Source organism: Streptomyces sp. NPDC057694 (assembly GCF_042799415.1).
In the GTDB taxonomy this organism is placed as follows: domain Bacteria; phylum Actinomycetota; class Actinomycetes; order Streptomycetales; family Streptomycetaceae; genus Streptomyces.
This window is the reverse complement of the sequence record NZ_JBHVIX010000007.1, coordinates 56,315-67,438: the sequence shown is the minus strand read 5'-3', so window position 1 is coordinate 67,438 and position 11,124 is coordinate 56,315. Positions and strand designations below refer to the sequence as shown.

Sequence of the window (11,124 nt, the reverse complement as noted above, 5' to 3'; positions counted from 1 at the left end):
ACTTGTACTGGCCCACCCGGGTGATCAGGCCCGGGCCCGCAGCAGCTCGCGCACGGGAAGCTGCCGCACGGTGATCCGCAGCTCGCTCGCACCGGGGGTGGCGACGCCGACGCCGTAGGGCCGCATCCGGTGCCGGCGCGGGCGGGGCACCCGGGCCTCCGTCGGCAGCGGCGCGACCGGCACCCGCGGGCTCTCGCCGAGCGCGCTCGCGACCAGCCGCACGCTCCACCGCTCCCAGGGCGCGCCCTTGTGCGGGAACAGTTCGCTCAGCGGCAGCGTGAACCGGACGGCGCTGCCCTCGCCGTCGGCGGCCACCGCCGCGTCGTAGGACTTCACCACCCGCTCGCCGGACCGCTCCAGGGTGGTCTCGGCCCGCACCGTGGCGGGGCCGAAGTCCGCGAGGTCGGTCAGCGAGCTGTGCGCGACGATCTCCAGGCCGGTCTCCGTCAGCCGGGTCTCGGCCGGGGTGAACCGCTGCTCCGCGAACCGGGTGCGGGAGCCCTTGGTGATGTCGAACCACGCGTCGGGCAGCGCGAGTTCGGGATCGCGGAAGCAGGGATAGCCCGCGTAGGCGCGCTCCCCGTCGACGACGACCGGCGGCCCGCCCCCGGCCGCGCTCCTCAACACGCCTTTCATGGCGTCGAGATGCCCCTTGTCGGCGAGGTTGAGCAGCAGCCGCTGCTGCCCCGACAGCTTCTTCAGAGCGTACGGGCTCGCGTACTCGCGGTGCAGCGCGCCGACCCCGTCGCACACCTCCCGCTGCTCGTCGGCGCCGAGCTCCAGGAATTCGGGGCCGATCAGCCGCGCCACCTCCCAGGTGAAGTGCCGCTGGTGGATCCACTCGCGGCCGCGTCCGGGCTCCGACATGCGCCGGGTCAGCTCGAACAGCCGCCGGGTGCCGGTGAGCCGGGCCAGGGCGCGGAAGGAGACGGTGGCGTTGGTCTCGTCGTCGCGGCGCACCGCGAAGTAGTAGTCGTAGTCGGCGAGTACGGTGATCCGCCCGGCCCGGAAGCAGGCCTCCAGGGTGAACGGCTGGTCGCTCAGGACGGGGAGGTCCTCGGGGAACCGCAGCCCGTGCTCCTCGATCAACTCCCGCCGGAACAGCTTGGTGTTGGACAGCGCCCAGGGCAGCGCCGACTCGTACAGGGTCACCTCGTCGCGGCTCTCGCCGTACACGGCCTGCGACACCCAGCGGCCGTTCACGCCGACCATCCGGCCGAGCACGATGTCGGAGCCGAGCCGGTCGGCGGCCTCCACCATGCGCTCCAGCGCCTCGTGGCCCAGGTGGTCGTCGGCGCCGACGAACAGCACGTACCGGCCGCGCGCGAGGCCGAGCGCCCGGTTGCTGGGGACCGCCGGGCCGCCCGAGTTCGCCTGGTGGACGACGGTGAGGACATCGGGGTGCAGCCGGGCGAACCGTTCGAGTTCCGCGCCGCTGCCGTCGGTCGACCCGTCGTCCACGGCGACGATCTCGATGCGGCCGGTCCCGATGCTCTGCTCGACGAGCGAGGTCAGGCACTGCGTGAGGTACGGCATCGTGTTGTAGACGGCGACGACGACACTGACGTCCGGGACACCCGGGCTGTCCGCGGCGTCCGGCGCGCGGCCGGGAATGTTCTGCATGTGGTGCAAACGACGGCGCACGTCAGTCGTTGCACAGTCCATGACGACGACGAACGTTCCCACCACTTCCGTCCGCATCGCCGACGGCGCCCAGGTGCACGAGTCCGCGACCCTCGGATCCGGCACCCGGGTATGGGAGTTGGCGCAGATCCGGGAGGGCGCGAGCCTCGGCGAGGGCTGCGTGGTGGGCCGCGGCGCCTATCTCGGGACGGGCGTGTCCGTCGGCGCGAACGTGAAGATCCAGAACTACGCGCTCGTGTACGAGCCCGCGACCCTGGCCGACGGGGTCTTCGTCGGCCCCGCCGTGGTCCTCACCAACGACCACAACCCCCGCGCCGTCGACCCGCACGGCCGGGCGAAGGGCGCCGCCGACTGGGAGCCGGTCGGGGTGACGGTCGCGGAGGGGGCGTCGCTGGGGGCGCGCTCGGTGTGCGTGGCGCCGGTCCGGATCGGGCGCTGGGCGATGGTCGCGGCGGGCGCGGTCGTGACCCGCGACGTCCCGGACTTCGCGCTCGTCGCGGGCGTGCCCGCGCGGTGGATCGGCTGGGTGGGACGGGCCGGGGAACGGCTCCAGGAGGTCGCGCCCGGCACCTGGCAGTGCCCGCGCACCGGCGCCCGCTACGAGGAGCCCGCACAGGGCCGCCTCACGGAGGCCTGAGCACCGTGACGTACGCTGAACATCCATGGCAATAACCACCGCACTCTGGTCATTCGCCCTGGTCGTGGGGCTCCTCACCCTCACCCCCGGACTCGACACCGCGCTGATCCTGCGCACCTCGGCCCTCGGCCACCGCGGCCGCGCCTGGGGCGTCGTCCTCGGCATCCAGACCGGCACCCTGCTGTGGGGCGCGCTGAGCGCCCTCGGCGTGACGGCCCTGCTGACCGCCTCCCACGTCGCCTACGAGATCCTGCGCTGGGCCGGCGCCGCGTACCTGGTCTGGATGGGCGCGCGGATGCTGTACGCCACGTTCCGCGGACGCCCGGCGCCCGAGGCCACGGAGTCCGGCGCCGCGGCGGGCGCGGACTCGCTGCGCGCCGGCTGGCGGCAGGGCACGCTCACCAATCTCCTCAACCCGAAGATGGGCGCCTTCTACGTCGCGATGCTGCCGCAGTTCGTCCCGGCGGGCTCGAACCACTTCGTGATGGGGCTCGCGCTGGCCGGCGTCCACGTCGCCCTCGGCCTGCTCTGGTCCGCCGTGCTCATCGCCTGCGCCCGCGTGCTGCGCGGCTGGCTGGCACTCCCCCGGGCCCGGCGCACCCTGGACCGGGTGGCCGGGACGGTGATCGCCGGGTTCGGCGTGCGCCTCGCCCTCGGCGACTGACGGTCTACGCGGGTGCCGGGGCGCCCAGCACGATCCGCCGGACGCCCGGCCAGCGCGCCGGGTCGGTGACGCGGCGGCCGTCGACCAGGACCCGGACGCCGGGGAAGTCGGCGACGCCCGTCTCCCGGTACTCGGCGTGGTCGGCCTGCACCACGGCGGCCGTCACCTCCTGGCCCGCGTACGGGGTGAGGCCGAGCGCGGCCAGCTCCTCGTCGGAGTACAGCGGGTCGCTGACGTACGGCACGGCCCCGGCCGAGCGGAGCGCGCCGACCACGCCGAACACCCCGGAGAACGCGGTCTCCTTGACGCCGCCCCGGTAGGCGGCGCCGAGCACCAGTACCCCGGCGCCGGCCAGCTCCCCGTACGCCTCGGCGAGCCGGGTGACGGCGTACCCGGGCATCGCGGCGTTGGCCTCGCGCGCGGCCGCGACGACGCTCGCCCCGGGGTCGTTCCACAGGTACATCCGCGGATACACGGGGATGCAGTGCCCGCCCACCGCGATGCCCGGCTGGTGGATGTGGCTGTAGGGCTGGGAGTTGCAGGCCTCGATGACCTTCAGGACGTCGATCCCGGCGCTGTCCGCGAACCGCGCGAACTGGTTGGCCAGGCCGATGTTCACGTCCCGGTACGTCGTCTCGGCGAGCTTGGCCAGTTCGGCGGCCTCGGCCGAGCCCAGGTCCCAGACGCCGTTGGGACGGGGCAGGTCGTCGCGTACGTCGAAGTCGAGGACGGACTCGTAGAACTCGACGCCCGCGCGGGCGGAGGCCACGTCGACGCCGCCGACCAGCTTCGGATAGCGCCGAAGATCGCTGAACACCCGCCCGGTCAGCACCCGTTCGGGGCTGAACACCAGGCTGAAGTCGCGGCCCGCGCGCAGCCCGGAGATCTCCTCCAGCATCGCCGCCCAGCGGGTACGGGTCGTGCCGACCGGGAGCGTCGTCTCGTAACTGACGAGGGTGCCGGGCCGCAGCCCCTTGGCGACGTCGCGGGTGGCGGCGTCCATCCACTCGAAGTCGGGGGTGCCGTCGGCGTCGACGTACAGCGGGACGACGAGGACCACGGCCTCGGACACCGCGACGGCCGACGCCGTGTCCGTCGTGGCGCTCAGCCTGCCGTCGGCCACCGCCTTCTTCAGGCGGACGTCGAGTTCGTGCTCACCGGGGAAGGGCTCCACCCCGTCGTTCACGAGGGTCACCACCCGCTCGTCGACGTCCGTGCCGAGGACCTCGTGGCCCTTGGCCGCGAACTGGACGGCCAGCGGGAGGCCGATCTTGCCGAGGGCTACTACGCAGATACGCATGACTAGTTGACTCCGATCGGGGACGTGAGCGCGGCCGGCCTGCCGGACACCTCGGGGCACAGCAGGCTCCGGTACACGGCGTCGAGCACCTGGGCCTGCGCCTGCCAGGTCCAGGCGTCCAGCAGGCCCGGGGTGTCGTACGCGGCGCGGTAGCGGTCCGGCGCCGCGAGCGTGGCGCGGACCGCGCGCACGAAGTCGCCGGTGTCCTCGGCGCGGAACACCTCGCCCTGGCCGGTCTCGCGGACCTTGTCGGCCATGGTCCGCACATCGCTGACGACGATGGGCAGCCGGGCGTGCGCGTACTCCATGAACTTGGTGATGAGCGCCAGTTCGTGGTTGGGCCAGTGGTGGATCGGGATGAGGCCGACGTCCGCGCCGGACAGGAAGCCGACGACCTGCCAGTGCGGGACGTACGGCAGGACGTGGACGCGGTCGGCCACGTCCAGCTCGGCGGCCCTGGCCAGCAGCCCCTTCATGTACGAGCTGCGCGCCGTGAGCACCACGAACGCGGCGTGCACGCCCGGCAGTTGTGGCAGCGCCTCGATCACCGTGCGCAGCCCGCGCTGTTCCGCCGGTGCCCCGCTGTAGACGATCAGCGGGACGTCCGCGCCGATCCCGCACAGGGCCCGCAGATCGGGCGCGGGCTCGCCCGGCTCCTCGACGGGGCCCTCGCCGCCGGGGGCGTTGAGGACGACGGCCGGGAGTTCCGGCAGCCGGTGGTCGCGCCGGAGCAGTTCGGCCAGGGTCTCGGAGACGGTGACGACCGCGTCGGCCCGGGCGGCGTACTCCCGCTCGTGGGCGCAGTGCGCGGGCAGCCAGCGGTGTTGCTGGGCGCGGGGCTTGATGCCGGGCAGGTACTCGTGGGCGTCCCACACCAGCTTGACGGTGCGGCCCTCGCCGCGCGCGCGGGCGGCTGCGCGGGCACCGACGCCGATCATCCGGAAGTCGTTGGCGTGGATGAGGTCGGGGCGCAGCCGGTCGACCTCGGGGCCGAACGCGAACTCGTAGTCCCACAAGTACGGTTCGAGCCGGCGCCAGCTGCGCTCGCGCATCACCGCGCGCACGGCGGCGGTCCACATCCGGTCGCCGAGGGTGTCGAGGTGCTTGCGGCGCTCCTGGGCGCGCCTGAGCTGGCCGCGCCGCAGACCGGTCCAGCGCACCAGCAGCTTCGCGGCGAGCCGGCGCAGGAAGAGGCTGCGCCCCTCGGCCGCCCGGCGCACCAGCAGGTCGGCGCGCCAGGCCCTGGCCTGCCGTTCCCGGTAGGCCGCGATGCCGCCGGGGCGGTAGGCCAGCGGATGGCGCACGAAGGCGCGGCGGAACTCGTGGCGGCGGCGGTTCAGGTGGCGCTCCAGCGGCAGGAGCCGCACCTCGGCGTCGCCGAGCATCCAGTGACGCGGCTTCCTGTCCGGCGACTGTCCGAGCAGCGTCACCTGCCAGCCGGCGTCGGCCATGGAGCGGGCCGCCTTCTGTACGCGGGAGTCGCCGTCGACGGCATTGTCGACGAGCATCACCACGCGGCGGCCTCCGTGTACGGGGTTCCCGGCCGGTTCGGGGGCCGTGTCGTGTCGCACGCTCAGTCCTTGTTTCCTCGCTGGGGCGGGGCTGCCCGTTCCAACGACTCCGGTACGGGGCCGCTACGCGGACCGGTGCGGCGTCACCCGGGTGGAGCAGCCCGGAGCGCCGCCCGCGCTCGTTGGACCAAGGTCCCGTCCGGTCCCCGCTCCCGGGAGTCGCCCCCCATGAAGGTCCTCCGGTGTCCGCGACCACGTGACGCCCTGGTTCCCCTGCTGGTCCCCGTCGTCTATGTCCTGCTCCAGCTGACCGTGGGCACCGCGCCCACGGTCTGGCCCGACACCACGCGGTACGCCCGCGCCGCCGAGCAGCACCTGGGCGCCGGACGGGCCGACGCCTACGCCGCCGCGCTCGCCCCGTTCTGCGCGGACCGGGCGGAGCGTGCGGCGCGGGAGGCGGCGCTGCGGCCCCGCCCGCCGGAGCCGGTGTCCTTCCGCGCGGCGCGCGAGGCGGCGTGCCTGCGCGAGCACGGCCGGGCCGGGGACGTCACCACCCTCGATCCCCGGTACCAGTCGGTCTTCGAGAGCCGCTGGGCGTACCCGTGGACGCTCGTGCCGTTCGCCGCCGGGTTCGGCCTCGCGGACGGGCTGCGGGCGCACGGTCTTGTGACGGCGGCGGGCTGTGCGCTGCTGGCGTTCGGCCTGCTGCGGGCGGCGGGCCTCGGCAGACGGGCCGCCTGCGCCGGTCAGGTCGCCCTGCTGGCAACGCCGTTGGGCTGGTGGTCGCTTCAGCCCCTCACCGAAGGGCTCGTCCTGGCGTCTGTCCTGGCGGCGCTGTGGGGCGCGGTCGGACTGGTCCGGGGCAGGGCGGGACGGCTTCCGTACGGCCTGCTCCTGGCGGGCGCTCTCGCAGGGTGTTTCCTGGTCCGCTACTCGACGGCGCTGCCGCTGTGCGCGGCCCTCACCGCGGCGCCGGCGGCGCACGGCGCGGCCCGGGTCCGCACGGGCCGGCCCGCCGCCGGTTCCTGGTGGGCCGCGGGCATCGCCGCGGCGGGGCTCTGCCTGACCGCCGGGGCCGTGTCCCTGCTCGCCCTCCCGACCTCCGAGGTCACACTCCAGGACACCTTCACCGTGCACTTCACCAGCGCCCCGGTCCCGGACCCGTGGTCACGCCTGTGGGACCTCAACTCGGCTTTCTGGCACCAGTGGTGGGCCGATCAGGCGGCCCAGCCGACCTACCTCGCCCTCACCGCGACGGCCGCCTGGTCCCTCCACCGCCGCTCCCCCGCCCTGGGACTCCTCACCTGCGCCGTCGCCCTGGTCGGCTTCGCCCAGATCGCAGCCCACCCCCTGGCCGGGGAGTCGGACCGCCTGGGCGTACTGATGTGGCTGCCCGCCGCACTGGGTCTGCCGTTCCTCCCGGCGGCGCTACGGGGACCCCGACCGGTACCGGTCCCACATCACCGGATGGAGCAGCGCGCAGCGCACGCTCCAGGGGCGCGGGGAACTGCGCGACCAGCCCCCACCGGCCCGCGCCCGACCGACAACCCCGACCGCCCCCGGCGACGGGTCACGTCCCCGCCGTCTCCCGCCGAGCGCCCGGCAGCCGAACAGACCCCCGGTCCCGGGCCGACTCGAGAACAGCCGCGGCGACAGACACCGTCCGCAACCCCTCCCGCAACGTGACGATGCCGTTAGACGCATCGTTGCCCGCCACCGCGTCCCGGAACCGCTCGTGCTCCACGAGCAACGGCTCCCGCTTGGCGGTCGCGTACCGGATCATGTCCCCCTCACTCACCCCGCGGAACGCCCGCAACGCCTCCCACTCGGTGGTGACGGCGCCGTTGGCGTAGTACGTCAGGTCCGCGGTGAGCGTGTCCGCGACGAAGCAGCCGCGCTCCCCCGTCACGGCCGTGAAGCGCTCCTTGAGCGGGCTGAGCCAGTTGACGAGGTGGCTGACGAGGGTGCCGTCGGTGAGGTCTCCGGTGACGGTGACCATGTCCTCGTGCTCGCGGCCGCTCTTGCTGAGGGTGCGGGCCGACACCGACGCGTAGTCCTGGCCCGTCACCCAGCCGGTGAGGTCGATGTCGTGCGTGGCCAGGTCCTTCACCACGCCCACGTCGGCGATGCGGTGCGGGAAGGGTCCCTGGCGGCGGGTGACGACCTGGAAGACCTCGCCGAGATCTCCTGCCTCCAGGCGGGAGCGGAGGCTCTGTAGCGCCGGGTTGAAGCGCTCGATGTGCCCGACGCCCGCGACCAGGCCCTGCGCCTCGAACGCGTCGACCAGCCTGCGGGCCGCGACCACCGAGTGCGCGAGCGGCTTCTCGATCAGGGCGCAGACGCCGTGCGCGGCGAGGGTCATGCCGACCTCTTCGTGCAGGGCGGTCGGGCAGGCGACGACCGCGTAGTCGGGTCGCAGCGCGAGGAGTTCGTCGAGCGTCGGCACGACCGGGGTGCCGTCGGCGAGGGTGCCGCCCGCCGGGTCCACCGCTCCGACGAGGTCCACCCCGCCGAGGAGACCCAGGACGCGGGCGTGGTTGCGGCCCATGGCGCCGAGGCCGACGAGTCCGGCGCGCAGCCGGGTGCCGCCCATCACAGGCTCCCGGCAACGGAGTTGACGGCGTCCGCAATGTGCTCGATCTCGCGGTCGGTGACCCCGGGGTGCACCGGCAGCGACAGCACCTCGGCGGCGGCCCGGTCGGTCTCGGGGAGCCGGTCGCCGGTGCTGAAAGGGGCGAGGCGGTGGATGGGGGTGGGGTAGTAGGCGGCGCTGCCCACGCCCCGCGCGGCCAGCTCCTCCTTGAACCGGTCCCGCTCCGGCACCCGCAGCGTGTACTGGTGGTAGACGTGCCGGGCGCCGTCGGCGACGTACGGCGTGGTCACCGCGCCGACGGTGATGAGCGCGTCGAGCCGCTTGGCGTTGGTGCGCCGCCGCTCGGTCCACTCCCCCAGTCGGCCGAGCTGGACGCGCCCGACGGCGGCGTTCACGTCGGTCATCCGCATGTTGGCGCCGACGATCTCGTTGTCGTACTGCCGCTCCATGCCCTGGTTGCGCAACAGGCGCAGGGTGCGGGCGAGTTCGGGGTCGGCCGTGGTGATCATGCCGCCTTCGAGGGCGTGCATGTTCTTGGTCGGGTAGAAGCTGAAGCAGCCCGCGACGCCGTGCGCGCCGGCCGGGCGAGCGTGCAGGGTCGCGCCGTGCGCCTGGCAGGCGTCCTCGACGAGGGCGAGGCCGTGCCGCTCGGCGAGCGGGGTCAGACGGTCCATCGCGGCAGGGTGGCCGTAGAGGTGGACCGGCATGATCGCCGCCGTGCGCGGGCCGACCAGCGCGGCGACCGCGTCCGGGTCGACGCAGTACGTGCGCGGGTCGATGTCGGCGAAGACGGGTTCGGCCCCGACCAGGCGGACGGCGTTGGCGGTCGCGGCGAAGGAGAAGGAGGGGACGATCACCTCGTCGCCGCCGCCGACACCGAGCGCGAGCAGCGTCAACTGCAGTGCGGACGTCCCGGAGTTGACCGCGACGCAGGCCCGCCCCTCGACCAGCTCGGCGAACTCCTCCTCGAAGGCGGCCACTTCGGGCCCCTGGACGACACGGCCGGTGCGCAGGACGCGCACGGCCGCCTCGATCTCGGCCTCCCCGATGACGGGGCGTGCGGGCGGGATCGGTGCGGGACCCCCACTCGTGGACATCACTGACATCACTCCGTCCGGAGATGACAACTTGGCGCGAGGTCAACTCCTCCGGGCCGACCGGAGTTTTCCGGCGCTTTACGCAATCACCCCATCGGCTGAAGTGTCGGATAAGGCGACTTCCGGGGGCTCCCGGGCGCGTCCCGGACCGCCGGGCACCCCGGCGCCGCGCCGCCCACCCGCTCGTACAACCGCACCGTGCCGCTCTGCCGCCGGCCCTGGCGCACCGGCCTGAAGTCCTTGCGCAGCACGTCGAGTTTGGCCGTGTCGGCGGCGGTGCGCGAGCGCCAGCCCGGGCGGGCCGCCTCCGCGTCGAAGTAGACCCACAGGCGGGGCAGACAGGCCATCCGGGCGCGCAGCGCGGCGGCGCCGACATCGCGGCCGTAGAGGGTTCCGGAGCGGGCGCCCGAGGTCAGCAGGGACACGTCCCGGGTGCCGGCGACGGACGCCGGGTAGGCCTCGGCGTACTTGCGGCCGGTCTTGGGGACGTACAACAGCGGTTCGCCCGGCTTCAGTTCGGCGCTGAGCATGCGGGCCACCGAGCCGAGGTCGTCGCGGCGGGCGTGTGTCGAGCGCTGGTGCTCCTGGAGCGGGAGCTGGGCGAGGAAGGCGACCGCGATCAGGCCGAGACCCGCGAGCGCCGGGGCGGTAGCGGCGGGTGCCAGGCGGGGCACCCGGGACACGAGCGCCTCGGCGCCGGCCGCCACGAGGAGCGGCACCCCGGCGAAGGCGAAGAACGCGTAGCGCGGCGCGTACAGGGGGTGCCACTGGGAGAGCGCCAGCAGGATCAGCGGCGGCAGCAGCGCCAGCGGGAGCGCGGTCCCGACCAGGCCGGGCGCCCCCTTGGCGGCGCGGGCCGGCGGGCGGGAGACGGCGACCGCGATCAGGGCGAGGGTCGCCGCGTACAGCAGTCCGTGCCCGCCGGCCGCCATCCGCAGCAGCGCCTCGGCGTCGGCGCGGCCGGGCCGCCTGATCCAGCCGACCTGGGCGCTCTGCCCCCGGGTCACGAGGGCCAGGGGCAGCAGCGAGACGGTGGCGGCCGCGGCGGCGCCGCCCCAGCCGCGCCACACACGTCGGGGCACCCGGGTCACGGCCAGGGTCACGGCGTGCGCGGGGATCACGAGGATCGCGAACTCGTGCAGCCAGGCGGTCAGGGCGACGGCCGCCGCGTACGCGGTCCAGGCCCGCCCCGACGGCTCCCGCACCGCCCGTACGCACAGCAGCGTCGCGGCCGCGGCGCCGGCCGCGACGAGCGCGTAGGACCGGCCCTCCTGCGCGTAGTACTGGGTGAACGGCGCGACGGCGTACAGCAGTCCGGCCCACAGTCCGGTCCTGGGGCGGACCAGGCGGGTGCCGACGGCGGCGACCAGACTCGCCGCCGCGGCGGCGCCGCACACCGACGGCAGCCGGAGCAGCACCTCGCCCGGGTACAGCGGCAGCAGGAAGTGCATGAGCAGGTAGTACAGGCCGTGCACGGCGTCGATCGTGCCCAGCAGCTGCCACAGCTGCGGGAGGGTACGGGAGGCGGCCATGACGGTGGCCGCCTCGTCGCGCCACATCGTCCCCCGGTCGAGGCCCCACAGTCCGAGGACGAGCGCCACGGCTCCGGGGACGGCGACGGCCAGGGCCCGGGCGCGCGCCGGCCCGGGGTGCGTGATCAGCGACATGTGCCGAGCTT

Annotated in this window: 9 protein-coding genes; 3 read left to right on the top strand and 6 right to left on the bottom strand. The window is 74.4% G+C overall.

The window, feature by feature from the left end:
* Positions 1-24: 24 nt before the first annotated feature.
* Positions 25-1,623: a glycosyltransferase family 2 protein gene (locus tag ACFVDP_RS18125; protein WP_383490523.1), complete on the bottom strand. Its 1,599-nt coding sequence runs from the start codon at positions 1,621-1,623 to the stop codon at positions 25-27.
* Between the two features lie 40 nt (positions 1,624-1,663).
* Between ACFVDP_RS18125 and ACFVDP_RS18120 the strand changes: the two genes are divergently transcribed.
* A complete protein-coding gene (locus ACFVDP_RS18120; RefSeq protein ID WP_383490521.1) occupies positions 1,664-2,281 on the top strand; it encodes an acyltransferase in 618 nt (205 codons plus the stop codon).
* 25 nt (positions 2,282-2,306) lie between these two features.
* The gene (locus ACFVDP_RS18115; RefSeq protein WP_383490519.1) at positions 2,307-2,945 is read left to right on the top strand and encodes a LysE family translocator; all 639 of its coding nucleotides are present in this window, start codon (positions 2,307-2,309) and stop codon (positions 2,943-2,945) included.
* A 4-nt stretch (positions 2,946-2,949) separates the two neighbouring features.
* On the opposite strand, the gene ACFVDP_RS18110 is transcribed toward ACFVDP_RS18115, so the two are convergent.
* Positions 2,950-4,245, bottom strand: coding sequence for a nucleotide sugar dehydrogenase (locus ACFVDP_RS18110; RefSeq protein WP_383490518.1), 1,296 nt, complete (start codon positions 4,243-4,245; stop codon positions 2,950-2,952).
* Between the two features lie 2 nt (positions 4,246-4,247).
* Positions 4,248-5,816, bottom strand: coding sequence for a glycosyltransferase (locus ACFVDP_RS18105; protein ID WP_383490516.1), 1,569 nt, complete (start codon positions 5,814-5,816; stop codon positions 4,248-4,250).
* 168 nt (positions 5,817-5,984) lie between these two features.
* Between ACFVDP_RS18105 and ACFVDP_RS18100 the strand changes: the two genes are divergently transcribed.
* On the top strand, positions 5,985-7,442 hold the full coding sequence (locus ACFVDP_RS18100; RefSeq protein WP_383490514.1) for a hypothetical protein: 1,458 nt from the start codon (positions 5,985-5,987) through the stop codon (positions 7,440-7,442).
* On the opposite strand, the gene ACFVDP_RS18095 is transcribed toward ACFVDP_RS18100, so the two are convergent.
* From ACFVDP_RS18095 to ACFVDP_RS18085, 3 genes are all read right to left on the bottom strand, one after another.
* On the bottom strand, positions 7,327-8,349 hold the full coding sequence (locus tag ACFVDP_RS18095) for a Gfo/Idh/MocA family oxidoreductase (RefSeq protein WP_383490512.1): 1,023 nt from the start codon (positions 8,347-8,349) through the stop codon (positions 7,327-7,329). The two genes, ACFVDP_RS18100 and ACFVDP_RS18095, sit on opposite strands and share 116 nt — an antisense overlap.
* Complete coding sequence (locus ACFVDP_RS18090) at positions 8,349-9,446, bottom strand: DegT/DnrJ/EryC1/StrS family aminotransferase (RefSeq protein WP_383490510.1); 1,098 nt, start codon at positions 9,444-9,446, stop codon at positions 8,349-8,351. Before ACFVDP_RS18090 ends, ACFVDP_RS18095 begins: the two co-directional genes overlap by 1 nt.
* An 86-nt stretch (positions 9,447-9,532) precedes the next feature.
* Positions 9,533-11,113 carry a hypothetical protein gene (locus ACFVDP_RS18085; RefSeq protein WP_383490508.1) on the bottom strand — a complete coding sequence of 527 codons (1,581 nt, stop codon included), beginning with the start codon at positions 11,111-11,113 and terminating at the stop codon, positions 9,533-9,535.
* Positions 11,114-11,124: the final 11 nt, after the last annotated feature.

What these genes read in the sequence shown, in the direction of transcription:
- ACFVDP_RS18100 (WP_383490514.1), top strand. Translation starts at nt 5,985, where the DNA reads ATGAAGGTCCTCCGGTGTCCGCGACCACGTGACGCCCTGGTTCCCCTG.
- ACFVDP_RS18095 (WP_383490512.1), bottom strand. Translation starts at nt 8,349, where the DNA reads ATGGGCGGCACCCGGCTGCGCGCCGGACTCGTCGGCCTCGGCGCCATG.
- ACFVDP_RS18115 (WP_383490519.1), top strand. Translation starts at nt 2,307, where the DNA reads ATGGCAATAACCACCGCACTCTGGTCATTCGCCCTGGTCGTGGGGCTC.
- ACFVDP_RS18120 (WP_383490521.1), top strand. Translation starts at nt 1,664, where the DNA reads ATGACGACGACGAACGTTCCCACCACTTCCGTCCGCATCGCCGACGGC.
- ACFVDP_RS18125 (WP_383490523.1), bottom strand. Translation starts at nt 1,623, where the DNA reads ATGCAGAACATTCCCGGCCGCGCGCCGGACGCCGCGGACAGCCCGGGT.
- ACFVDP_RS18110 (WP_383490518.1), bottom strand. Translation starts at nt 4,245, where the DNA reads ATGCGTATCTGCGTAGTAGCCCTCGGCAAGATCGGCCTCCCGCTGGCC.
- ACFVDP_RS18090 (WP_383490510.1), bottom strand. Translation starts at nt 9,446, where the DNA reads ATGTCCACGAGTGGGGGTCCCGCACCGATCCCGCCCGCACGCCCCGTC.
- ACFVDP_RS18085 (WP_383490508.1), bottom strand. Translation starts at nt 11,113, where the DNA reads ATGTCGCTGATCACGCACCCCGGGCCGGCGCGCGCCCGGGCCCTGGCC.